Below are 24388 nucleotides of genomic sequence, written 5' to 3'. Positions count from 1 at the left end.
CGACCCAGTTAGAGGGAAAATGAGAAGGAAGCGAATAAAGATAAACCGATTGGCGACAAAGAAACAGAGGCGGGAGTATGCTGCAGGTCTGATTATCCGGCTTTACCAACAACTTATCCGGGGGTGGAATCCCTGGATCGAGAAAGAATTTAAGGTTGCGATATCGTTTGATGATGCCATCAAACGATATGTGGAGAATAACAAGAAGATGTACTCCGATGGGATTTTCAGAAAAGAGACATACATCAGCCACGAATCAAAGATTAAAAAGTTGGTTGCCTATAATCAACAGAGAACCTCACCCATCATCTACCTCTACCAGCTGGACAAACGATTTTGCAACGATTTCCTCGATTACATACACTTGGAACTGAAACTGTCCCCTCAGTATAGGAATAATTGTCTCACTTTTCTCAAAGCTTTTTGCTCCTTTTGCGTAGAAAAAGGACTTATGAACGAGAATCCGGCCTCCGGCATAAAACCTTTCAGTCGAAAATTATTCCAGAAAAGGAGGAAAGTTATTCCTCCCTCTGTGATTCGACAGATAAGCGAATATTTGATGTCGAACGACAAACACTTTCTTTTATCGTGTTATCTCTTATACTACTGCTATATTCGTCCCATCGAACAGACCCGGCTGAGGCTTCGATATTTCAACGTTAAGAATTGTACCTTGACAATCCCGTCCGAAGACAGCAAAAACAGAACGACACAAACTATAACTATCCCGAAAAAGGTAATGATGTTCATGCTCGACTTGGGGGTATTCGACTACCCTCCTCACTATTTCCTATTCTCAAACAACATCATGCCCGGCAACGTGCAAGTAGACCGACGGCTCATAACTATTCGCTGGACCCGCCTGAAAAAAGAATTGAAACTCGACAAAGATTACACATTCTACTCGCTAAAAGATACAGGAATCACCGAGATGCTGGACAAAAAACTGAGCAACATCTCGGTGAGAGACCAGGCAAGACACAGCTCACTGGCCGTTACCGATGTATATACCCGCCACCGAGACAATGCCGATAAAGCCATTCTCGACCTCGACGGGACTCTTTAATCGGTTCGATAGAACGTCCCCTTCAAGAGCTGCGACATACCATATTCCGTGAATGTGGCCGTGATTTTTTCACAGATATACGGCTTACCTTGAATAAAGAACAAAGCCCTCACAGGCGGAATTTTGTTCGCCAAAAACTGGAAATTGTATTTTTTGCCGCTGTCGATCGGAGAGTTGAAATAGGAAAGGTCGCTAGGATCCCTATTTAGACGCATGCTATACCCAGTCTCAACATAAGTCCAGTCTTCATTCGTAGATATTTTGTCGATAATTGGACGCGGCTGCAGCCCTTTGAAATAATTCGTACCGTCCCAGAATGCGACAAAAAGTTGAGAGAAGTATGCCCCACTTTTTTCACTCTCCCCAGATTCGAGTAGACTTATCGGTAAATACTCAGAATTGCCATCTGTTTCTCCATCATTGAAGTCGAGCTCTAAAAACAGACATTGCCCTTTACTGGTTTCTGTGTCATCTATCCAGGCGGGGACAATCCCTATCTCTATGCTATCGCTTTCCTCATTTGTACCGATGCGTTCTCCAAACTGGTTTATCGGTTGAAGAATGTTCACATACTGGTCATAATAGGTATCAGCCACTGGATCATAACAGCTCTGAGGTATAATCTTTACCGGTCTAAATACGAAATAGGTATTCAAAGACTCGACATATAAGATTTTTCCCAAATTTGAATCAGGATACTCAACCCCGACAACGGTCTCCTTCAAGTTTTCATTGGCCTCGATTAAATCATTCAGAGTCTCATATCGGACAATCATCTTCTCATGATTTTCCACCAACCAGTTACACGAGTAGAATTTCCACATTTCATGGTCGCAATCGGAATATCTCAAAGTAGATACTCCCCTGTATGAAGATTCCCCCTCGGAGCTAACCTCTACCGTAAAATCGTCGGCAACATGGTTAAGGGTTATACTGGTATTGAAATCCGAGTCATTAGCGATGAAATGGAATGTCACTGTCTTGCCCCTATGGTCAACGTCAATAAATGCCGACAGAAAGTTCTCCAAATGTTCAAAAAACTCTGTCACAGTCCAGTGAGGAAGGGCTTTTGCTATTTGGGGCATATCCCAGGCATACGGGAGCGAATTGCAGACTATGAGATGACGATATGTCGACCTCTCCCATTCCCCGAAATCATAACTATAACCTAATACCTCGCAAATTTGTTTTGCGATGAATAGCAAATATGGCTGAAACGATACCCCCTTGGTGTCCGGATGCCATTTATAAGTGCCATTTTCATATACGACCTCATTTTGTATATTCCCCGAATAGTTGTTGACCCAGGGCAAAGATATATAGTTTTTCATGCGGTCGATGCTCCTCCAAAGCCATTCTGGAGGTGTATTACTCATATTCACATACTCATAATCGCCCAAGTCGAGTTCGTTGATGTATATTTCGTCGAAATCACCGATGAAGTTTTGGGCGCTCATTCCATCGAGGAATTGCCCTTTGATTTCGGATTGCGACACCTCGACAATAGCGAGAACCCCCATTTTATAGAAATCGGTATCCCGTAGTTCACAGGCGAAGTTCACTTTTTCGATATCGACATCTTTCCGATACAAAAGCCCGAATATCGCCCGATTCCGAGGACAATCGACTATGGGGAAGGTGATAGACAAGGTGTACTCGTCGGAACCAGAGAAAAGCCTGTTTTCAGCGATAAACTCGAAGGAGGTTCCTTTCTTCAAGAAAGCCTCTTTACCCTCTACGAATATTTTCATTTCCTGCGTGATTTAGGGGTTTTGTTTCTGATCAAACGATCGTATTCGTCCTGAGCCTTCTTGATGCCCCGGTCGCCGGTAACCGTGTTGACCGTGACGAAGGGCTCGTCCAGTCGGTCACCCAATTTTTTGAGAACCGCAAAATATGTGGCGAGCAATACGCCTGTGTCCGGGGAGTTTCCTCCTCCATCAGGCGAAGGGGCTGGTAAGCTAATCGGCGCGGGGAGAGCAGACACTCGACGGATAGAGCCGATCGTGTTGGTTCGCTGCGCATATTCGAGGGCATCGATGATAGGACGCGTTACCGGCGAAGTCACCAGTTTCTGACTGGCGACCCACTCGCCGGCATGGACGATACCGGCCGGCTCGTCCACCGGGCCGGGGCGGGTGAATCCGCCGGCGGCATACCCCTGCGCTTCGGAGGCCTGTTGCTGTTTCTTTATAGCCGCGATCTGCACGGCGCCGGCAGCTACGGCCATGGCCGCCGCAATAGGAGCCATGATATATCCGACGATGGGTATCGCCGCAGCTGAGCCATAAGCGGCCAAAGCGTTCTGAGCAGTCTGCGCCACGGCTTGGATCACCTGCATGGCGAACATCTTGCGGTTCGCTTCGTTCTTTGCCCGGGCTATCTCATTCTCTCTATCCTGCTCGAGCTTCTTGACTTTGTAAGTATTTCCTTCGGCCAACGAAATCTCTTTGTCGTAGCGTTTCTCGATGGCGGCGGTCTCCATCTCCATATTCGACTGGACTATCGAGGATATTTGCGAGAAGATAGCCGACATTCCCGACATGATCATACCGAAAGAGTCGGTCACGGCTTTCCCGCCGTCGCTTTGCAACCACTCGGCCAGCTCGGCGTTGGCTTTCTCCATGGCATTGAAACTCTCCTCCGTAGTCTCTTCGAAATACTGCTTTTTCAATGCCTTTTCGGCGATGGCAGAGGCTTCGATGATTTTCTGCCTTTTAGCCTCGTCGTTTCCGGCCGCGTCGAGCATCTTCTTCGTCAAGGCATTCAGAGAATCGATTTGCAGCCGATACTGCTGCTCCCTCTCTTCGGCCGACATAAGGGATATCCCTTTGAAATACTCCTCATAAAGAGTCTTCTGCCTGTCTTGCGTCTCCTCGAATTTGGCCAGCTTGTCGGCTTGCAGTTTGTCGGTAATCTGTTTTTCAATCTCGGCGCGCTCCTGGCTACCCTCGGCATACAACTCTTTGAGCCGGTTGAGATATGCTATCTCCGACTCGAATTTCATTCGCTGGTAAGTCTTTTCCGAAATTCGGCCTCGCATATAACTGTCGGTATCGGCAGCATCGCGTTCCCGGCGTTCGGCTTCTATCTCCTCTCTTGCGGCATCGAATTGCTCTTTATTCCGCTGTGTCACCTCCTTTTCAGTGAGTTTGTCGAGCTCGCCGACGATATCGGCTATCTCCTTTTCCGTGGCCTCTGCGTTCTGCAACTTTTTGAGAAGATACTGTTTATCGAGCTCTGCTTTTTTCTCGATATATTCGTTGTAATCCATCAATCCGGTAGCATAGCCGGCGAGAGCCTTCGACTTCTCGATCGACAGCCAGTCGTCTTCTGCTTGAAACTTATTTCTTTCCCCGCTTTTCCCCGCACTACCGGAAGCAGAAACAGAACTCATATTTCCACCGTCTCCCTGCCCGGCGAACACATCGGTCAAAGATATACCGTACTCCTCGGCCAGTTTCTTATTGGCCGCTTGCAGCTTAGTCAGCTTGTCGTTCGCTTCGGCATACGCTTTCCACGCTGCTTCCGCCGCCTTCCGTTCATCGTCGGTTCCGGGAGCCGATTTCCTTACCATGACATTCGACAAAAGCGCCGACTGATCTTGCGCATAACCGCCTCCCATGGCCGACGGGCTTATGTTGTATCTATCGATATATTCCTGCCTCCGCTTCTTCGCCCGGTCATAGGCTATGTCCGTATCGACAGCGTTTTTCTCCAACTCCGGCATGGATTGTTCTATCTCAACGATTTGCTCGGCATTCCTCTTTATCAAATCGGCCGCGGCCTTCGCCTTCGCATTTTTCAGAATCGAATCGGTCAATTCATCGTATTTGGCTTTGGCGTCTCCCAACATGATTTGTTCGGTCGACATTTTGGAAAAATAATCGGGATAGAGCGATTGCAACCGGCGGGCTGCCTCGATTCGTTCTTCCTTCGATCGGGCTTCGTCGACGGCTGCCCGATACAATGCTTGCAAACGTGCGAGTTCCTCCTTCGATGCCGAGGCGGCAGCTTCCGAGACATCGGTGATGCTTTTCTCGTATTCCCGCTCGGCTTTGGCGGCCTCGGCCGCCGCCTCACGAGCAGATTTCATCTTTTCCCGATAGGAAAGCAAGGCTGCGACTCCGGCCGACAAGGCTCCTACCAATATCCCGACAGGCGACATTTTGGTCGTACGATTGAAGGCCTTCATCACGACATCGGCTTTGCGGACCTGACCTTCTAATCTAAAATAGGCGTATCTGAGCAATAGAACGATACCTCTCCCTGTCGCCGCAATCGAATTTCCGGCCTTCTGCGTCGCATTCCAAAGATTTTGAGCGACGGTACTCGCTTTCACGGCGACCGTATATCCGGCTATACCGGCCGCCACAGAGACGATCAAGGCTCTATTCTCTTTCATAACGGAGATAACCTCCTTAAATACCAGGAGCAAGGCCGACGCACCGGTAATCGCATGGCGCATGACAGGAAGCAGATCTTTCCCGAGCTCGACCGATAACTCGTTGAACGACTTTTTGGCCTTGTCGAGCTGCGCCTGCACCGTATTATTTTGGACATTAAACTCTGTAATGGCCGATGTGCCTTCATCAAATGCTTCCTGAGCCAGCTTTTGCTCTCTCCGAACCGATTCGATATTCCCGGCCAGCACCGACAACACGCTGGCCGCCCGTGATCCGTCGAGCTTCATCTCGTCGAACATCGGAGCCAGCGCCTGCATGCCTCCGGCCTTACCGAGGGTGTCGAGCAGTTGCAGCAAAGCCTCGTTCGCATCCTCCCTCACCAGCCGGGCGAACTCTTTCACGTCGATGCCTGCTATGCGGGCCAGTTTCCCCGGATCCTGATACATTTTCATGATAATGCCCTGCAAAGCGGTGGCCGACATCTCTACTTGCTGGGCGTTCTGGTCGAGCACCGAAGCGTAACCCATGATTTTAGGGATACTCATATCGGCCTGTTTACCCACACCGACCATACGGTTCTCGAAATCTACCAAATAAGAAGCCGAAGCGGTGGAGTTTTGGGAGACTTCGTTGATGGCAGCGCCCACGGCCAGCATGGCTTTTCCCAAGCCCATTCTCTCGGCATCGCCGTAAATCGACGAAAGTTTTCCGATATCCCGGGTCGCCCCCTCTCCCAATTCGTCGAGGGCGACGTTGATCACATCGGCCGCCTCGACATATTCGATAACCGCCTGCTGCGAGGCGATTCCCAGTTTCCCGGCCTCTTGGGCAAGTTTGTTGAGCTGCTCGCGAGACGAGCGTGTATCCATCGTCTTGAACGATTCGTTCAGTCGCTCGACCTCTTCCGTCGTCATGCCGGTGAATTTGCGCACATTCGCCATTTCGCCTTCCATGTCCGCATAACTCTGTACAGCCCGCCTGCCGGTAATAGTCAAGCCGGATATCGCGGCCATGGACATCGTAAGGGCGCTTCCCCAGTCGTACATTTTTTTGGCGAACCGGGACCACAACGACTCATGTTCTTTCATCGAACCCTTTACGGAGTTCAATTCTCTTTGCACCGCTTTGATTTTTTCTATCTGGGCATTCCATGCGGCCGATCCCCGCTCGATATTGTCGAGCTGCTTCCGGAGGGTAGATAGCGTTTTAGAGAGCTCTCTCGGGGTAGCCCTGTCGAGACGGCGCATGACGCTCTCGGCTTGCTGAGCCGACGACGACATCTCCCTAATCTCCTTATTCGTCTTTTTCAGCTCCTTTTGGAGCTTGTTCATCTCGATTTTGTCTCCGGTATTCCGGGCACGGGCCAAAGCGTTTTCCAGATCCTCGGCTCTCTGCCGAAGAGCCTTCAAGCGATCCTCCGCGTTCTTGCCGTTCACCTCCAAGGTGATGGAGGCCGATGTTTCGTAATTGCTCATATCCGATTAATTTTTCACGAATATGGCTACTCCCGGCGAGAGGGAAAAAGACACAAAAAGAGCCTCGGGAAGATTTCCCGAGGCTCCGATAAGAATTCTATTTCTACAACAACGATTTACGAACGACGAGCTTTCCTTTTGAAAAAGCGAACGAGGCGACTGCAAAGAGCGGCTATCGCCGTGACCGAAAAAGCAGCTACCACGATCCAATATATGTACGACAATACAACGCTAGCCGCCGTGAATGCTCCAAGAGCTATAATTATCACGAACAAGATCACAAATCCTAAGGCCTCGATTATAAACATATTTCCTCCTTTTCTTCGAAGATACGAAAAACTCCCGGCATTCGCAAGCCGGGAGCAAAAAATTATCGCGCGGTCTCGTCCTTCGTCGGCCGGAACGTCTCGATATATTCTTCGAGCATCTCTTTGAAGGCGAACAACTGCGGCTCCCTGTCGAACCATACGAACGACCGGGGCAATCCGGAGGATTCGACCTCTATCTCTACCGACGGCGATTTCCCCGGTTCTTCGGCCGGGTAGCGGGTGATCCGAACGACCAGGTCGTCGCGGGTGAACTCGATCGTATGGCTTTTCATCGCGCACCTCCTTTCTCCGTAAAACGGGAAGTAATGTCGGCAACGCCCCGATAGGCGTAAGCTGCCAATGCGAGCACCGGCAAGGCCAACAGGGGCTCGCCGGTCGACAGGGCGAGCAACAAGACAAACAACGAAGCGACGAAACGGACGCTTCGCCACATTTCACGGCGGGTGAGCTTTACTTCGAGCTCCCGTTCGAAAAATCGAATGAGGGATTTCTCTAAGGCCGACGTTTTACGGCCTTCTTTTGTCTGCGATACAGGCAACACGACTGTTCTTTTCATTTTTGTAGTGCATTAAAATGAATAAATAAAATATAAACACGGAGAGGGGACAAAAAAAGTTCCGCTCCCCGTTGCACTACACCTGAAACAGGCAGTGGGCGCATTAACGCTCCACACGGGACGGAACTATAAATTGACCGATGGACACAAAAAATGCCAACGGCTTTGTTGGCGAACCTCGTCGCCTGTTTCAAATGTAGTGCATTGCAAAGATGGGGGTTCTTTTCGAGAAAAGCAAGAGATCGGGCGAAAAAAGAAACGCTTCGCCACATCTCCCGGCGGGTAAGCTTCACTTCGAGCTCTTTTTCAAAAAAACGGATAAGATAGTTTTCGAACGCAGAATTCTGTCGTTCAGTGCGGGCGGAGAAAATTTTCCCCTGAATCCCGATGGATTTTGTAGTGTCCATAAGATGGTTTGTTTGGCATTTTCAGGCAGAAAAACGGCTGCCATTTCCCGTGTCGCCAAACAAACCATCTTGATGCGTCGAGCGCAAAAAAATGAACAGGAAAGACAGCCGATATTCGTAATAACAAATAAAACTTATTATGTCCTTAAATTGAATTCAACGCCCAAAGAAATTTAATCTTAAATCTCACTAAGTAAATGAATTATCCTAGCCTTGATATTTTCATATGTTGCATTCAATTTATTTTTCGCGGCTCTTGTCAATCTTGATGTATGGGCCATAGCGTCTCTAATAGGTTTATATTCTTGAGCATCTCGATGTAAACTAGCCTTTTTAAGGTCTCCTTTAGATATTGGTTCAACCAAATAAGTCAAATCGTCCATTGAAAAATACGAAAGATCACTATCGTCTTCCCTTATATCAAAACTAATATTAGCTGAATTCTTTGCATTTTCAGCAGTTTTCCTCCATTTTTCTATTTCTTTCTTTTTATCGCTTAAATCAAGTGATTTTTCTCTAATATACTTTCTCAAAAGGTTTTCTGAAATAAAACACTCTCCATAAGAAGTAAAATTAAATGTTGCATCTTCATCTAACTCTGCAATCCATTGCTCCACCTTTTTCCTATTTGCATTACTTGTCCCCTCTGGTACAAAATCTTTCGAAATTTCATTAAACAGTTCTTTTGATTTTCTATCCTTCGGAGGAATTCTTGTATTCTCCGAATCACCTTCCTGCTTTAATTCTGTGCGCCAAATATCCCAGTCTTCTATAATTCTCTTTAACAACGTCTCCAATTCTTGAAGTAATCCCAAGAATTTGGGATCATCAGAGACAATACCCTCTCTACTACTCGTAAAGCGGTCATTTTCATCATCTAATTCATTATAATGAATCTGCCCATATAAGTAACTCTCAACAATTCTTGCAGTCGGAATGTGTTTTAATATGTTCTTCTCTCTGATCCGCCCATTAACATATAAGTCTATACTCACTTTTTCTTCTGAGCCTCGAATTTTTAGCATCGAAGGTTTCGCCACAGATGCTATAAAACCATTTATTCCAATCGCATCTACTTTTAGATTCACATTTCGTTTTAATGAATTTCGATTTTTTAAATAATCTTTTAAATATGGATCATTAGGACTATTTATTTCCCATAAAAGTTGCGTATTATCTACAAGCTCATTCAGTTCTTCCAAACTGATTTTCTTATCATTTAATACTATATTGAAATTAGGATCCAATAAAGAAAATCGGAAATACAAAGCGACCAATTTTCGTATATAGTCGACTCTATTCCTTATGCCATCATTGATCTCCTCAAATACAATTACAGTCCCATGGGACAAACTTCGTGTATATTCCTCTATTATCCTTTCTGATGGTTCCATAAGATTATACTCATTTGCCGAAACATCATCTTTTATAGCCTCATCCAAACCAGAATTATCAATAACACCTCCAACTATGTCTGTATTCTCAGTCTTTGTTATTACTGTTATTCTTTTGGCACAAGACAACAATGCTAATTTCCCAATTCCCTTTCTTCCAATAAAAGGACGGCCCGAGTCTGTTTTTATTATATTACCCTTTCGCTTAGAATACCCAATTTTCAAGAACTTATTCTGAAAATCATAATCTGTCATCCCTTTCCCATCATCTTGAATAACAAGAATATTTTTCTCCTTATCCACACAAATATTTACATTAGTAGCATCAGCATCCCACGAGTTTGAAATAGCTTCCCCCAATACAGTTATAAAACTCCTATATAAATTTCGTCCTAAATGATTAAGGATACTAAGAGATATATTAAAAGTGTACGTTTTCATAATATTTTTATTATATGGTTAATTATACTTTCTGCTATTATTTCTCCCAATCTCGGAGGGACAGCATTCCCGATATACCTAGATGCTTTAGTAATAGAGACTCGCTCTTCATCGGAAAAGAATTTATAGGTTTTAGGAAAAGTCTGTATCAATGCGGCTTCTCTGACCGATATAGCACGATCTTGCGAAGGATGTCCGAATCGGCCGTTTCCTAGCCCTGTACACTGTGTCGTCATCGTAGGTGCAGGCGACTCCCATACCATTCTACCGTACACGCTTCCGAACGACTTCCCGGCATCTGTTTTATGGCATTTCAATCTCAACTCTTCCGGCCAATCTTTCCAACTTCCACCATAGGGGGTACTTCGAATGCGTAAGAGATTTAACGGAGAAAGCGACTTGGCTCTATGCAACGGGTCGTTCTTATCCGTTTCTCCGGCTTCAATCTCTGGTAAATCGCCGATAACGGACTTTACCGACACGTAATCGTCGGGAGTATGCGTAGGAGGTATTAATTCTATATCTCCGAATTTAGAAGCCAAAAGCACTAATCTTTTTCTCGTCTGAGGTATTCCGTAATCGGGACAATAAACCTCGTTTACACTTACATGATAATCATTTTCGTTTAACAGCTCGACGAAATCTTGTAGAACCGGTTTTAACTTAAAACGAGCGATCTGCGTTACATTCTCCATCGTAACGATATCCGGCTCGACACCGTCGACCAATCGCCCGAATTCATACAATAAATCGTATTTATTCGGGTCTTTTTCCTTATGCTTGAATGAATACGAAGAAAACGGCTGACATGGAGCACAACCCGCTAAAACTTTGATCTCATGATTCCCGAAAAGAGATCGAATCCGTTCATCGGTCACTCGTGTAATATCCGTATCGAAAAATTCGGCCTCGTTATTATAAGTATATGCGAATTTACAAGTCTTATCGACATCGAATCCCGCTATGATTTTCAGCCCTTTGCGTTTCAATCCATAGCTCAATCCTCCTATCCCGCAGAACAGGTCGATTACCCCTATTCGATTTTGTTTCGACATATCGTCCATTCTTCTTTCAAAGTGTCTATCTTTGTACAAAGATAGGGAAAGAGTTTGAAAATAGAATAATTTTTATATAATTATGGATTCTTGCAGTAAAGAGAAACGATCCGAAATAATGTCGAAAGTCAAGCGAAAAGATACTCGCCCCGAAATACAAGTTCGTAAATATCTATTTTCAAGAGGCCTAAGATACAGGACGAACTTCAAAAGTTTGCCGGGCTCTCCCGATATCGTTTTGAAAAAATATAAAACAGCCATTTTCATTCACGGTTGCTTCTGGCACGGACATTCGTGTCGCGCCGGTCATAGACCCAGTAGCAATACCGACTATTGGATTCCTAAAATAGAAAAAAATATAGAACGAGACTCCCGTAAAATCGAAGAATTAAAAGAAAAAGGGTGGCATGTGATAGTAATTTGGCAATGCGAAATAAATACTATCGCCAAAAGAAACGATAGATTATCCAGACTCTTCGACGAAATCAAAAACCAAAACTAAAATTGAATAAGCCCTAGTCGACGACCGCACTATTTTGGGAAACAAAACGGTTCGTTTCTCGATAGAATATTACGATTTTAATTATAAAAATCTGAAAATCAATTTTTTGAAACATATTCATTTCTATATTTTTTTCAAATCCCCACACTTTTTCCAGCCTTCAAAAACTTAATACCCTAAAAAATAAGCTCTTAGGGGTTCAAAAAGGAATTTTTTTTCCTTCTTTCAGTCGGAAGTGCCCCCTACTGCCCTGAAAAACAAAAGCAGATTCCGTATTTCGAAATAGCGGAATATGTACAAAAGCCCGGTATCGAGGCGTATCTATAAAAAAATGCAGCCCGCTTTCACAAGCAGACTGCATCGCTCATTCTAACTAAAAACAACTATCAGAACGCCCAAAGAGTATAGCTAACCGTCACCCCGACGAATGGCTGGAAACCTCGCGGGGTAAGGCCATAACCGGCTCCGACTCCGATATTCCACCTGCGGGGCTTCTCCCGAACGGTGATAATCTGCGTCCTCGGAAAGAGAAACAGACTGTCGAGTCTCGGACGATACCCCGACACATAGGCTCGGTAGGTACTGTCTTCATAGACTTTCTGCGTAATGGGAATAGCGACCGCAACGCTATCGCTCCGATGTACGGTGTCGACTGCATGGCTCCCGACACTATCATCGACAGCGGACGGAAGTCGTGCAATGACATATTTCACTACTATGCTATCCCGGGGAACCGGGACGAAGTAGGGAATCGTATCGACAAACGTCGCGGTGTCTTTCTCCCGATTTCCCTCGGGAGCGGTATCGACGGGGCGTAACCAGCCCCAAAAAGCGACAACGAGAAGCATACCGACGAGAAGCCAGGGCAATGTTTTCATAACGAGTTCAGATAATCGATAATTCCTTTTACGTGCAAACGGACTATCGCCTGCTTGCCCGCATCGCTCAAAAGATAATCCACGTCCTCCCGGTTATCTTGGAAAAGATTCTCTGTCAATACGGCCGGGCAATTCGTGTGTTTGCAGATGTAAAGGCTACTTACCCAATAATTGCGGCCGCCCGTCTCCATGCGTACCGTCAGGCCGATGTTTCCGGCGGCTTCGGCTATGGACGTCGCAAGCCGCTCGCTGTCTTGCGATGCCGCCGGATCGACGAACACGCTCCACCCTCTGGCCGAAAACCATGTCGAACCGTTACCGGCGGCATTGACATGTATCGATACGAGTATAGCCTGCTTGCCAGTTTCCGCATAAATTCGGTTCGCTCGTTCCACACGCTCCTTCAAAGGAACGTCTGTATCTTCGGGAACGAGCAAGGATACATCGATACCCTGTCGTTTCAAATCCTGCGCTATCTTGCGGGCCATCTCACGGGCATAGGCATACTCCCTTAACCTTCCGTCCGGGCTTCTCTTTCCCGCTGTGTCCCGACCATGTCCGTTGTCTAGAATCACCTTCATTTTCTTTTAGATTTTATATAATGGACTGTCTTTCGAAAGACGATTACTCGTCTCTATTCTCCGGTTCGATCACATCGCCGCTCTTATTCTTGAACAGTTTGAAGATATTGATGCGTAACTTACTTCCCCGAGCTTCGAAGTAATTGTTGAAACACGAATTGATCTCGCAACCGTAAACCACCAACAGCACCAATGCCGGGAGTATCGGCAATCCGAAAGGTTCGCCGAACACTTTCCCGAAACTCATGGCCACCAATATCCAGCAAATATAATCCACCAATTTGTTCACGCTCCGCCGAGTCGCCCGACTCGTCCGTATCTTCTCCCCTCGCTTCCGAGCTGCCTCGATGCCGAATTTCAAGTCCGCCACGATCAAGCACACGGCCGCGAGAATAAACCACTTCACCGGCTCCAACAGATCGGTAAACAGCGTCAGCGTAGCTGTAAATACTTCTTGCAATACGTTTCTCTCCTGCATATCAATTCGTCCGTCTCTCGTTAAATACTCGTTCCAATTCTCTCGCCTCCGTTTCGGGGAGTTCCTCCCAATAAGCACAAGGATTGTAATTCTCCGGATAATTTATTTCCGAGACTATGGTTACACCATTATTCCTATCCTTATGGACAAATACGTATTTGTCTTTTGCTCTCAGTCTTTTCATACCGTCAGTATCCAATTTTTATCCGTAGCGATTTTTTTCTCGTCGTCTGTTAATTCCGAAACTCCTACACAACCGGTCAGTTTAATGGTCTTAGGACTCATTCCTGTAAAATCGGGCAATCGATCGAGTATGCTCACGATATTGTCATGCCCCAACGGTGAATTGGTTATTTCCAAGTTCGTAGCAGTCGAATATGAAAATTTCGACTCTTTCGAGAAGATTAAATTTTGCAGGCCTACATTACCCTCTGCAACTATTCCGTTGTAAACGAACCAGTCCAATTTAACGTCCGGCCAATCCAACGAAAAGGTCTTATTAAAGTCTGACATTTGTATTCTGAGTCCGTTTCCCTTCGTTGCAAATCCTTCCGGGAATTCAAAGTCATAAAGAGAATAGCAACCGAAAAAAGCACCGTTGGCCTTCTCTATATAATCCATTTTGGGCGGGAAAACTATTCTTTTTAGATTTCTGCAATTGTTAAAACAGTTCGTCATATCGTTACCGGTATATTCTACTTGGGGTAAAATCACTTCTTCAACACTTCGTCCGATCCCATAGAAACAGTGAGAAAGATTGCCGAAAGTCATTTTCGACAAATCGGCTTTACCGAAAGCCATGTTGTCGTTCCCCCAAATATATTCTCCGATAGTTCCTCCCGATACTTCAATGTTATCCATATTTTCGGCTATGATATTCCTGAATCTATAACCGCTCAGTTTCCTAATTTTAAGAGTCCCGTCCGTCAAAATATGCCTTAGAGGAGTTCTGCCATAAGAAAAAGAAGGAAAGTCTCTAATACTCCTGTCTTTACCTTTAAATCTTATCGCCTCCAAATGATCCCACCCTTGATTAAATTCAAAATTATAGTCCGGGTCTATGTCCTCTCCGACTACCACATATTTTATGGGCGATATATTCCATGCCAATTTTACGCCGACTTTTACATACACATATCCGTTAGGGGCAATATCGCTTTGCGCCGGATTACTGAATTTTGCCTTCATTATCCAGAACTCTCTGCCTTTGCTGTCTATATTGCCGGTTCCTTTGGCATAAGTATGATTTATAAAGTCCAAAGTATTGATTCTCGTCGGAGAAGCATAAGATTCTCCGTCCCCCCAATCTATGAAATATTGGTCATAGAAGGAACTGAATTGAACATGCGGCCTACCGATGGCCGACGGTAATTCGTCTGTAACGACAAACCATATACTATCTTTCGGGCATTCTTCCAAATCTCCCCATTCGATATCAGGAATCCACCTCGGTTTTTGAACAATAGCCGGCACGCTTACCGTCTCTTTTACCGCAACGGCCTCCAGCACGATTACTCGCTCTTGGATTACTGCACAATCGCATGTTCCCATACCATTATATAATTTTGATGTTTGTAGCTTCTTGCCTTCCGTACGGGCAATATCCTTTTTCGAAATCAGGATCCTCCCGACAGAAACGTCGCTCTACGGTGAGAATCCCCCGACGGAATGTATTCGGCTCGAATATGCCTATCAGTTTACCGTCGCGAAAAACGCAATTAACGCGTTCATCGCCATTCTGCGATATTACACAAGACTGCCCGGCTTCATCGCGATAGATGAAGCGGAAAACCATATTTTCGGCATCTAGGGGATTACCTTGCGAATCTTCGAATACGATTTCGAATTTTATTCCTTCCCATGAATATTTTTCATGCATTCCTGTCATATTTTATATATAATAAGTATCTTTGTCCTAGCCCGACTGAATAGTCTTCGGGCAGTCCGGAGTGAAAAATCCTTTTGTAGGCCCGACTGAATAGTCTTCGGGCTTTTTTCATATCTTCTCCTTTAACATTTCCCCTTTTTCAAAAGTGAATGAGAAATCAACGCCATTGGGAATTTCATTACCGACTACTCGAAGCGAGAACCTTGCGATATTCGAAATTCGAGTTCTCCCGTCGAACACAGCCAGGCCAAACTGTCGAACTACAATCTGTTCTCGACTTTTACCATGCGGTGTTTCTGTAAAGATGAATTCTTGTTTATATCGGCCATAATGGACAATGACTCTCGGGAATTTGTCTTCCACAACTTGTCCTCCAATCTCATCAGGTGTATTCGAAATTATGGTTGCGGCTCCGGGCGTATAGGGCCACCGATAGAACTGGAACCTTGATTCCGGGTTGTTTACGTTCTGCGGGATTCGCCAGCCGGCCACTTTTCGATACCCTTTTTTATCAAAATTCCTGTCTCGCGTAGAGACATGGCGCATGAGGCGAATTTCAAACGTCGAGGCATCCGCCCCAGTCGGTAGGTATTCGACCGGATACAGGACAAGATTCCCCTGTTCTATTTTCAGCGTGATGTCGATGTATGGTGATGCTACTCCGATAGGGCCAGAATTTTGGCTGCCAATCAAAGAAGCCATATCGTCAAGAATAAGCCCGAGACTGTCGGGGGTGATGCTGTTCGCTTCGGTTTCTGCGCGGAGTGCTTTGATTTTCGCTTTGATTTCGTCGATTTGAGCCATAGTGTTTCTGTTTTTCCTCAAAAATATGGACGAATGACGAATCGTAAAAAGACAAAAAACCCCGCATCTCGAAGATACGGGGTCGGATATTCCATAACAAATTATCGTTCGGACTTCATGAACCGCCAGCGTCGTCTTTCATCGGCCAGAACGTCTCGATATATTCTTCGAGCATCTCCTTGAAGGCGAACAACTGCGGCTCCTTGTCGAACCATACGAACGACCGGGGCAATCCGGAGGATTCGACCTCTATCTCTACCGACGGCGATTTCCCCGGTTCTTCGGAAGGGTAGCGGGTGATCCGAACGACCAGGTCGTCGCGGGTGAACTCGATCGTATGGCTTTTCATCGCGCACCTCCTTTCTCCGTAAAACGGGAGGTTATGTCGGCTACGCCCCGATAGGCGTAGGCTGCCAGTGCGAGCGCCGGCAAGGCCAACAGGGGCTCGCCGGTCGACAGGGCGAGCAGCAAGACGAATAGCGAGGCGAAAAAAGAAACGCTTCGCCACATCTCACGGCGAGTGAGCTTTACTTCGAGCTCCCGCTCGAAAAATCGAATGAGGTAATTTTCAAGAGCCGATGTCTTTCGCCCTTCTTTTGCCTGCGATACAGGCAATGCGACTGTTTTTTTCATTTTTGTTCAGCAGTTTAAAATGAAACAATATGTTGACTGATGACGGGAAAGGGAACAAAAAAAGTTCCGCTTTCCCGCTGCTGAACACCTTGAGAAGGCCGTGGGTGCATTAACACTCCACACGGGGGTCGGAACTTATATAATATCAGCCGATAGGCATAAAAAATGCCAACGGCAAAGTTGGCGAACATCGTCGCCTTCTCAAAATGTTCAGCATTGCAAAGATGGGGGTTCTTTTCGAGAAAAGCAAGAGATCGGGCGAAAAAAGAAACGCTTCGCCACATCTCACGGCGAGTGAGCTTTACTTCGAGCTCCCGCTCGAAAAATCGAATGAGGGATTTCTCTAAGGCCGACGTTTTACGGCCTTCTTTTGCCTGCGATACAGGCAACACGACTGTTTTTTTCATTTTGCTTGACAATTAAATGAAACAATATGTTAAGGACGGGAAGGGAACAAAAAAGTTCCGCTCCCCGTTGTCAAGCACCTGAAACAGGCTGTGGGCGCATTAACGCTCCACACGGGACGGAACTATATATTGACCGATGGGCACAAAAAATGCCAACGGCTATGTTGGCGAACCTCGTCGCCTGTTTCAAATGCTTGACATTGCAAATATGAGGGATTTTTTTGAAACGAGCAAGGGATAATACAAAAAAGCATCGGACAAAATCCGATGCTTTTTAGAAATAAATTTTGTATTAACTAACAACTAATCTTAAGGATTGGACAGACTTTGAGTCAATCGAACCGAATCTATTATAGGAAGCGGGTACTTCGAAAGATTCGTCCCAGCCGTTTTGACAACTAAGATTCCTCGCATAGTACCGATCGCCACATTAATAAGAAGTGGCATGATGTAAGTAACCGTGATGCCCTCTTTATCATGCGTAGTAATGAATCGATCCAAACCGTTCACTCTAAATTCAAAGCGATATACACATTCAAGGATTTTATCGTCCTCCAATTCATACTTAACACCGAATATTAGGGCAATCTTATCACTCTCCACTTCGGGTTGAATCTGATTGAAGAAACCAAGTTTTATATTTCCGGGCCGCACATCTTCAGTAACCTTACCCGGCAACATCATAAAACTTACTTCATCGACAGAAGTAAGCCCCATTTGAACATTTACATCACGCCCTGCCATAATAAATTAGTTTTCGTATGAAATAACACATGAATTAGTCTCATGACTAGTATAACTATTGCCAGAAATCCCTAATGAGCTGTTATAAGAAGGCATCGACATAAAGACATACTTAGTCTCTGGATCTCGGCGAACTTCAACGATAGGCTCCCCGAGAACCGCTGAAATCTTAGCAAGAGTCGCCGTTGTAAAACCATGAGTTCCTGTCAGCCATCTTGAGATTTCCGAATCGCGCTTACCCATACGGGAAGCGAACTCGTGTTGAGTCAAATTCTTAGCTTTGAGAAGGTCATAAATTCTGTTTGCAATGTCAATGTTGAGATTTACCTCCTCCATCACCTCAGGAGCAACATTTGCAACACATTGTTCAAATAGTGGAATCTTCTTCATAATTTATATTTAAATGGTGATAGTTTCAATTATCGGTTTCATTTTATCGAAGTCATAGTAATTGACATGAGCTTTTTTGGATTCAACAAAAATCTGATGTTCAATCTGCCTGAGTCGATTTACTATACCGAGTAGAGCCGGATCTTCTTGAAAAGTGTCAGTTCTCTTTATTCCGCCATTCCCTATAACAAGTATCTTATCCGATATCCGGATACAATATAATCGCAACGTTCCAACAGACCGATCTTTGCGGCGAAGGGAGACACAGAGCGGTATGGCTTTAATATTTCCTCCTTCCAATCTAAAAAGGTTTTCTCTCGCACCACAATCATCAGTCATTTTCTTAATGACGCTAATAATAGCATCGAAATCTCTCTTCAACTGGGGATAAGACAAATCTCTATTGATAAACATGAATTTCTCGAACTCGGTCGCAGTCTCCCCATCAAATTTTGGAGAATAAATGCTGATATTCTCAGACTCTATTACCAGTTCAAGTTTTCCCATATAAAACTATACAACGATTGGGGATTGCAAAGATATAGCAAGTTATCGTGTTTTCCAAGCAAACTTAACAAAAAAGTGAATTTTTCAGATTTTATCACATATTCGGCACACGGGGCAACCTATATGACTTTACAGGCGGATTTTCAAACCTCCTTACAACGAGTGATTCTTATAAAATTCGGTCGACTTCTTCAGCCGCTGGTCGTTGAATGCATCGGCTACTATGCCGACAAACTCCCTACCCATGCTGTCAGCCATAAAATCTCGCAAGTTCATCACCGACGAGTAGTATTTGGTCGAGAACCACCGGCGACGTTCTCTCACCTTGTCGCGGCCGATGTCGCCGGGATTTCCCCGCCATACCTCCCGGCCTGTCCCGTAATCCTGCCAAAGGCCATATTCGAGAAAACACTGTACGAGGACGACCTCGGAGAACCGGCCGTCGGCACGCACCGGGAGAGCGGCCACCGAATCGAGCAAACTCCCGGTGTCTATGATGTCCATATCGACGATCTTCTCTTTCCAGATGTCGATCATCGTCCCGTTAAACGCCCCTATAAATTTGGCCCGTTCTTCGAGCGCCTTCTCTTCGGTTATGTTATTCCCATTCATCGGCGTTAAGTCTTAAATCGGTGTATGTACTTACGGATATGTTGAAAAAGGAGCAGGCGCAGCCGGAAAAGAAATATTTGTCTATCTCGCTGAATCGGATTTTCTGGTCGATGAAGATTCGGTCCTCGGCGAGGCGCGTGCTCTCGAGAATCAGTTTCGACATGAACTGGCGAAAAATTTCCCGTTGCAAGTCGAAGGCTTCCATGCGGGCCTTCATATCGTCGATTTTATGCCGCACAGCGAAAAACACTGTTTTTGTCCGAACGGTATGCGGGCTGTTGGTCAAATCGGTGGAGCCGGAGGACACGTCGCTCACGCATACGAACGCCGTAGAGCTCTGCATGCGGGCGAGAGCTTCCTCGAAGCCTTCCAAACTGCTCACGAGACAGAATTTGAAATTCTTCGACCGGGCGAGTTTGTTGCTCTCGGTCAGCCGCCGAAAGAAATCGGCGGCGTCCCAGTTGAACGATTTACTTTCCATACTGTTTCTTTAATTCTTCGTACTCTTTCGCCTGGGCATCGAGCTCGGCCAAAGCTCGCCAGGTGTCCATAGACAATACTTCACGCTCTTTGGTGATATCTCCTTTGGTAAGGGCTCGTATCTGAGCGTTCATCGCTTCTTGCAATCGTCGGCCGAGAGGCGCTCCCTGTTCAAGCAGGTTCTCCGACGTCATCGAACCCGCCGGTCGGAGAAAGCTCGGGAAAGTCCGCGAGAACAGCTCTTTGAGCGAGGCGAACCAATAGAAGGTAGAAAGTTTCTCGGCGGCGTTCGTCTTTATGCCCGGCGCATTGTACAAGATACCGGCCATCTCGTTGAGAAGTTCTTGCTTCTGCGTAGAAAGATAGCCCTGATACAGGTTGTCGCAGTAGATGTATTTTTCGAATTCGACTCCTTGAAAATCGGCGGGGAGAGCGGCATGTTTCCTTATTCGGGAGATTCTCACCGGATATTCGGGAATCTCGACGATCCAATCGAGCTCGTGGATAGCCGAAGCTATCAGTTCCCGACTGACTTTGAATGTTTCCTTATCGTGCCGCACGATGTAATCATGTTCGTCGTACCGGCATTCTATCCTGATTTTTCCCCACAAGAAGAAACAATAGGTTTTAATTTGGTCGGCCGAAAGGTTGTCCAAAAACAGATCGTAAAGATAATAGAGCTGCCTATCGGTCAACTCCTGCCACGATACGGGCAATGTAATCGCTATTTTCCTATTCATATCAAAAAAAATTAAAGTCAAAACCAATATCCCGAACTCTTTTTATCGTTCCCGAAAACGGGAGGGTCGAACAGCCCGGCCGTTCGGGAGGCGTGCCATTCGGGATATTTATCGGGATTCTCCCGAATAAAGTTCACGAGGTCAGTGAGCGCCCTTTTATCGAGAGGGGCTCCGGGTATTGCCCTGGCGATAACCCGGCGGACACGGCCGGCCAACCGGGCATAACCCGAACCTTTCTCGAAGGGGGCCGCACGTAAACGAGTCATCAGTTCGGGCGAAATAAATTCATCGGCCGCCTCGTTTTCGAGAGGCTCAGCGATATTACGAATCCTGAGGTACTCGTCCCACATGGGTTTTTCGGGGTCGACCAGTCCGGAAAGGTGACCGGCCAAAGGCAGGAACAATGAAGAGGAGAACCACTCTCCCTGAGGGGTCTCGGCATAGCCATCTATATCCGCCAGGGCTATCACCATAGTAGAAACAGCTTTATCTCGCATCTGAGCCAAAGAGAACATCAGGCGCTCGATTCGCTCTTTCGATGCCGGTACGACATTCTGGTTATTGACGATACCGAAGCCGTTAGGAGTGAGTACCAGGTCGAGCGAAGGGACAGCCATACGGAATGCCTCGTTGGCGACATAGACCGATGCGGCATTTCGCAGCGCCTCGGGCATCGACCGGGGATTTGCCAGCATCTCGGGACCGATGAAAATATCGGACAGCGAGGCTTCGACGAGCCCCATATAGGGCTCTATCTTCTCATAGAGAGAACCCTCCCCTTCTACGGTGGACATAACGTTGGGGATAAAACGCCTTAATTCGAAATCGTTCGAGATGATCATATTTCGGAAGTATTAACGGTAACTGTTTTCGCGTCGTTTTTTTCGTCGAGTGTCGTGAGCATAATGAAGGGGCAGTCGGGATATGCGCCTTTCCATTCGTTGAATCGGATAACAAGGTTGTGAACGGTGAAGAGCAAATCGTGATAGGGCTTCTGCAAGGCCTGGGCGATAGTGTAGAGTTCGCGCTTGTCGCTCCCGCTGTTGTTGGTCTGCGCCTTCCCCGGCACGGAGCCGACCAGGTTGGAATGAACCCGCATGGTGAAGCATATCATGTTCACGGCCTCGATGATATCAGAAGCCCAGTCGCCGCCCTCCTTGTCGGTCTCTATCTTGTTGATGACGACATCATGTACGACATCGCCGTTCGGATTGGTGTAAACCTGGGAGAACCAAGCCTTCCCGCTATTTTCGACACCGGTAAGAAATTCGAGTATTTTCTTCTTCTCTTCGACAACCCTCGCCTGTTGTTTGGCTCTATCCGTGATTCCTTCGGCCCGGAAGATACCGGTCCAGTATTTGTCGGAAATTTCAATGTGGTATTTGATGGGCGCCGAGTTCTTGAGTTTGGCCTCCTTGGCCAGGCCAATAAGTCGCTTGATGTTGTACCACCGTCCCCGGAATAGCGAAGCATAATAGGGTATCGGATAATAGGTATTATCGGGAGTAGGAACCTTTGTCAGAACGGCAAATTTCCTTGTGTCCGTTCTCATGCGTGTTTCCCCGTCGTCGCCGGGCATGCGCCCCATGCGTACCATAAGGTCGCAGAGCGGAGCATTCAAGTCGAGCAGGTCGATGATTTCGACCTGGTCTTCCATCGGCTTAGCTTTCCGCCAATTTGCATAGTACAGTTTATCGATGCGGCCATTTGAATCGGCAACCCCCAGGCGACAGTAACAGGCTTCTTTTCTTATTAACCGAATTATTTTCGAACCGTCTCCGTTCAAAATAATGACATTCACGCAAAAGGCAAAGTATTTGAAGTCCTGACATACACCCAGATAGTTTGTCGGTATATTATTCCCGACGAAGAAGGAATCAATTTCTTCCTTGACTTTTTCCGAACAGGCCTCGGTATTGTAGAGAAGCCCCGACCCATAGCAAATTTCGGCGTTGAACATCTGGCAGGTCGACAAGGTTTCGTCGCGCTCGATCAGCTCGAGAATATCATACGGAAGCTGGTCGTCGGCTCCCCAGGGCATATATCGATGCTTATCTCCTATGGGAACGGGCGAAATATCGCCTGTTTCACGAAACTCTGTTTTGCTCAGTTCCGAAGAGAACAAGGCTTTTGCATTGATACCGGGAATATCGTCGATGCTCGTAAAGTCGATAGGCTCAAAATCGCTCATAAGAATACTGTTAGATTGTTGATTTCAAAGATGCACACATCGCGTACCGTGCGAATTTGGCGGCTGTCGAGCAGCTTCACCCGACGAACCCCTTTATAAAAATCGTAACGAAGGGATATGCAATTCCGCCAGCGCTGTATCTGGCCGGATTTTGTCCAAAGAGTTATATCGACAGGATCGCCGGCTTTCAGCATTTCCCGCATGGTATTGATGTGAATAGATTGCGCCATAACTATTTAAATTGGAACTCGAACTGTTGTGAAAAAAGGTCCTTTGTTTCCCTATCGATAGAATTTAGACGGGGATAGACATCGGCATATTTCCAAGTAAATTTCACTTTGCCGAGTTCGGTATTCGAATTACTGATTTCGCAAGCGGATTCGGTGATAAGGACCTCGGTCATCTCATCGATAGAATCGGCGTCGGGGTCGAACATCTTCACGAGCGGAGAGAACAGGAACTGCTCCACCCAGTCCTTCACCGGGGAAGAAAGAGCTGACGTTTGCACCTCATACTTTTTTTCGATTGTCCGGTCGTAGAATGTCTCCCGGCGATTGATCACAGCCGTATCTCGCTCGACGGTTGTCTTTGCGGTGGTAACACCTTGAATCTCGAAGAGCTCGAACACATTGAATGCGTTGATGAAAAACATCTGGGTGAGATTCTTTCGATCGATGACATAGTAGGTAATATTTCGAGGACCTACCGACACGGAGAGAGAGAGGAGCTTTATCTCTTTGTCCGGGTATGACTCCTGAATTTCCGCCTCATAATTCATAGCCGACACGTTGATATCATGCTGCGCGATATCCTTTTCTTCTATCCCCTCGTTTTCCCAGTCCATCGTTCCGAGAATCCCGTCGGCATAGAATACGACATGATGGCGAACGGTGATATTCTCTCCCTTTTTCGAGATGAAAGCGACCATATCGTATGCCGACGAAGATATTTGTTTCGCGGACAAAGTCGTCAGGAAATTTTGGGCGATAAAGGATTCGGCATAATCGTCCCAAAAATAGCTGGAAAATACAGCGACAAAATCACGGCGAAAAGGATCCTCCGGACGTTCAGGACTCTCTCGAAGAGAAAAAGAGGCAAATGGCAGCCGATTTTCAATCATGTATTGCTCCATTACTTGCCCTAAATCGGTCAAATAAATAAGACCATTTTCGTTCGCACAAAGGTAGACAGAGAATATCGATCGTTCTCCTGCCCAAAGTTCGAGGCGCTCCCAATTCTGGTCTGAAACCAGTTCAAGGTCCGGGAATGCCGAGGTGAATATAATATCGCTAAACCAAGTATTGAGCCCTACTATCATACGCCTTCTATTTTGTACTCAAAAATAGAACTATGCGGCATTCTCCAAAAAGACAAAAAAACCCCGTATCTTCGAGATACGGGGCCGGATATTCGGTAACGGGCTT

29 protein-coding genes are annotated in these 24388 nt (G+C 46.3%); 2 read left to right on the top strand and 27 right to left on the bottom strand.

Translation table 11 applies throughout. The features are described 5' to 3' along the window. The first annotated feature begins 19 nt into the window (after positions 1–19). Complete coding sequence (locus HMPREF9448_RS06005) at positions 20–1066, top strand: tyrosine-type recombinase/integrase (protein WP_198283346.1); 1047 nt, start codon at positions 20–22, stop codon at positions 1064–1066. Here HMPREF9448_RS06005 and HMPREF9448_RS06000 read toward each other — a convergent pair. The 7 genes from HMPREF9448_RS06000 to HMPREF9448_RS05965 form a co-directional block, all read right to left on the bottom strand. After that, entirely contained in the window at positions 1063–2817 is a 1755-nt protein-coding gene (locus tag HMPREF9448_RS06000) for a hypothetical protein (RefSeq protein ID WP_008861709.1), read from the bottom strand. The genes HMPREF9448_RS06005 and HMPREF9448_RS06000 overlap by 4 nt on opposite strands. Next, on the bottom strand, positions 2814–6947 hold the full coding sequence (locus HMPREF9448_RS05995) for a phage tail tape measure protein (RefSeq protein ID WP_008861708.1): 4134 nt from the start codon (positions 6945–6947) through the stop codon (positions 2814–2816). The genes HMPREF9448_RS06000 and HMPREF9448_RS05995 overlap by 4 nt, the downstream gene beginning before the upstream one ends. 116 nt (positions 6948–7063) lie before the next feature. Continuing rightward, positions 7064–7255, bottom strand: coding sequence for a hypothetical protein (locus HMPREF9448_RS05990; RefSeq protein WP_008861707.1), 192 nt, complete (start codon positions 7253–7255; stop codon positions 7064–7066). Between the two features lie 62 nt (positions 7256–7317). Further along, positions 7318–7548 (bottom strand): hypothetical protein, encoded by a 231-nt coding sequence (locus HMPREF9448_RS05985; RefSeq protein ID WP_008861706.1) that lies wholly within the window; start codon positions 7546–7548, stop codon positions 7318–7320. Continuing rightward, positions 7545–7832 (bottom strand): hypothetical protein, encoded by a 288-nt coding sequence (locus HMPREF9448_RS05980; RefSeq protein ID WP_008861705.1) that lies wholly within the window; start codon positions 7830–7832, stop codon positions 7545–7547. Before HMPREF9448_RS05980 ends, HMPREF9448_RS05985 begins: the two co-directional genes overlap by 4 nt. A 586-nt stretch (positions 7833–8418) precedes the next feature. Next, positions 8419–10074, bottom strand: coding sequence for an ATP-binding protein (locus tag HMPREF9448_RS05970; RefSeq protein WP_008861703.1), 1656 nt, complete (start codon positions 10072–10074; stop codon positions 8419–8421). Beyond that, on the bottom strand, positions 10071–11129 hold the full coding sequence (locus HMPREF9448_RS05965) for a DNA cytosine methyltransferase (RefSeq protein WP_008861702.1): 1059 nt from the start codon (positions 11127–11129) through the stop codon (positions 10071–10073). Before HMPREF9448_RS05965 ends, HMPREF9448_RS05970 begins: the two co-directional genes overlap by 4 nt. Before the next feature lie 82 nt (positions 11130–11211). Between HMPREF9448_RS05965 and HMPREF9448_RS05960 the strand changes: the two genes are divergently transcribed. After that, complete coding sequence (locus HMPREF9448_RS05960; RefSeq protein WP_008861701.1) at positions 11212–11631, top strand: very short patch repair endonuclease; 420 nt, start codon at positions 11212–11214, stop codon at positions 11629–11631. Between the two features lie 386 nt (positions 11632–12017). Here HMPREF9448_RS05960 and HMPREF9448_RS14160 read toward each other — a convergent pair whose 3' ends face one another. The 20 genes from HMPREF9448_RS14160 to HMPREF9448_RS05860 form a co-directional block, all read right to left on the bottom strand. Then, on the bottom strand, positions 12018–12509 hold the full coding sequence (locus HMPREF9448_RS14160) for a DUF6808 domain-containing protein (RefSeq protein ID WP_008861700.1): 492 nt from the start codon (positions 12507–12509) through the stop codon (positions 12018–12020). Next, complete coding sequence (locus HMPREF9448_RS05950) at positions 12506–13090, bottom strand: N-acetylmuramoyl-L-alanine amidase (protein WP_008861699.1); 585 nt, start codon at positions 13088–13090, stop codon at positions 12506–12508. The genes HMPREF9448_RS14160 and HMPREF9448_RS05950 overlap by 4 nt, the downstream gene beginning before the upstream one ends. A gap of 43 nt (positions 13091–13133) precedes the next feature. Beyond that, positions 13134–13568 carry a phage holin family protein gene (locus HMPREF9448_RS05945; RefSeq protein ID WP_008861698.1) on the bottom strand — a complete coding sequence of 145 codons (435 nt, stop codon included), beginning with the start codon at positions 13566–13568 and terminating at the stop codon, positions 13134–13136. A 1-nt stretch (position 13569) separates the two neighbouring features. Further along, positions 13570–13752: a hypothetical protein gene (locus tag HMPREF9448_RS05940; RefSeq protein ID WP_008861697.1), complete on the bottom strand. Its 183-nt coding sequence runs from the start codon at positions 13750–13752 to the stop codon at positions 13570–13572. Continuing rightward, complete coding sequence (locus HMPREF9448_RS05935) at positions 13749–15119, bottom strand: leucine-rich repeat protein (protein WP_008861696.1); 1371 nt, start codon at positions 15117–15119, stop codon at positions 13749–13751. Before HMPREF9448_RS05935 ends, HMPREF9448_RS05940 begins: the two co-directional genes overlap by 4 nt. Positions 15120–15123: 4 nt before the next feature. After that, a complete protein-coding gene (locus HMPREF9448_RS05930; protein ID WP_008861695.1) occupies positions 15124–15447 on the bottom strand; it encodes a hypothetical protein in 324 nt (107 codons plus the stop codon). Between the two features lie 117 nt (positions 15448–15564). After that, positions 15565–16260, bottom strand: a complete 696-nt coding sequence (locus HMPREF9448_RS05925) for a hypothetical protein (protein ID WP_008861694.1) — start codon at positions 16258–16260, stop codon at positions 15565–15567. Between the two features lie 115 nt (positions 16261–16375). Next, positions 16376–16609, bottom strand: coding sequence for a hypothetical protein (locus HMPREF9448_RS05920; protein ID WP_008861693.1), 234 nt, complete (start codon positions 16607–16609; stop codon positions 16376–16378). After that, entirely contained in the window at positions 16606–16893 is a 288-nt protein-coding gene (locus tag HMPREF9448_RS05915; RefSeq protein WP_008861692.1) for a hypothetical protein, read from the bottom strand. The genes HMPREF9448_RS05920 and HMPREF9448_RS05915 overlap by 4 nt, the downstream gene beginning before the upstream one ends. Before the next feature lie 14 nt (positions 16894–16907). Next, the gene (locus HMPREF9448_RS05910; protein ID WP_008861691.1) at positions 16908–17300 is read right to left on the bottom strand and encodes a hypothetical protein; all 393 of its coding nucleotides are present in this window, start codon (positions 17298–17300) and stop codon (positions 16908–16910) included. A gap of 309 nt (positions 17301–17609) precedes the next feature. Beyond that, entirely contained in the window at positions 17610–18044 is a 435-nt protein-coding gene (locus tag HMPREF9448_RS05905) for a hypothetical protein (RefSeq protein WP_008861689.1), read from the bottom strand. Positions 18045–18050: 6 nt separating this feature from the next. Beyond that, positions 18051–18434 (bottom strand): helix-turn-helix domain-containing protein, encoded by a 384-nt coding sequence (locus HMPREF9448_RS05900; RefSeq protein WP_008861688.1) that lies wholly within the window; start codon positions 18432–18434, stop codon positions 18051–18053. A 9-nt stretch (positions 18435–18443) separates the two neighbouring features. Further along, a complete protein-coding gene (locus tag HMPREF9448_RS05895; RefSeq protein WP_008861687.1) occupies positions 18444–18941 on the bottom strand; it encodes a hypothetical protein in 498 nt (165 codons plus the stop codon). Between the two features lie 153 nt (positions 18942–19094). Beyond that, positions 19095–19553 (bottom strand): hypothetical protein, encoded by a 459-nt coding sequence (locus HMPREF9448_RS05890; protein WP_008861686.1) that lies wholly within the window; start codon positions 19551–19553, stop codon positions 19095–19097. Continuing rightward, complete coding sequence (locus HMPREF9448_RS05885) at positions 19540–20034, bottom strand: hypothetical protein (RefSeq protein ID WP_008861685.1); 495 nt, start codon at positions 20032–20034, stop codon at positions 19540–19542. The genes HMPREF9448_RS05890 and HMPREF9448_RS05885 overlap by 14 nt, the downstream gene beginning before the upstream one ends. Then, positions 20024–20773 carry a hypothetical protein gene (locus HMPREF9448_RS05880; protein WP_008861684.1) on the bottom strand — a complete coding sequence of 250 codons (750 nt, stop codon included), beginning with the start codon at positions 20771–20773 and terminating at the stop codon, positions 20024–20026. Before HMPREF9448_RS05880 ends, HMPREF9448_RS05885 begins: the two co-directional genes overlap by 11 nt. A gap of 17 nt (positions 20774–20790) precedes the next feature. Further along, positions 20791–21615, bottom strand: coding sequence for a DUF6712 family protein (locus HMPREF9448_RS05875; protein WP_008861683.1), 825 nt, complete (start codon positions 21613–21615; stop codon positions 20791–20793). Continuing rightward, positions 21612–22964 carry a hypothetical protein gene (locus HMPREF9448_RS05870; RefSeq protein ID WP_008861682.1) on the bottom strand — a complete coding sequence of 451 codons (1353 nt, stop codon included), beginning with the start codon at positions 22962–22964 and terminating at the stop codon, positions 21612–21614. Before HMPREF9448_RS05870 ends, HMPREF9448_RS05875 begins: the two co-directional genes overlap by 4 nt. Next, a complete protein-coding gene (locus tag HMPREF9448_RS05865; RefSeq protein WP_008861681.1) occupies positions 22961–23194 on the bottom strand; it encodes a hypothetical protein in 234 nt (77 codons plus the stop codon). The genes HMPREF9448_RS05870 and HMPREF9448_RS05865 overlap by 4 nt, the downstream gene beginning before the upstream one ends. Positions 23195–23196: 2 nt before the next feature. Beyond that, positions 23197–24282: a hypothetical protein gene (locus HMPREF9448_RS05860; protein WP_008861680.1), complete on the bottom strand. Its 1086-nt coding sequence runs from the start codon at positions 24280–24282 to the stop codon at positions 23197–23199. Positions 24283–24388: the final 106 nt, after the last annotated feature.

The organism is Barnesiella intestinihominis YIT 11860, assembly GCF_000296465.1.
Lineage (GTDB): Bacteria > Bacteroidota > Bacteroidia > Bacteroidales > Barnesiellaceae > Barnesiella > Barnesiella intestinihominis.
This window is presented reverse-complemented; position numbering and strand designations above follow the sequence as displayed.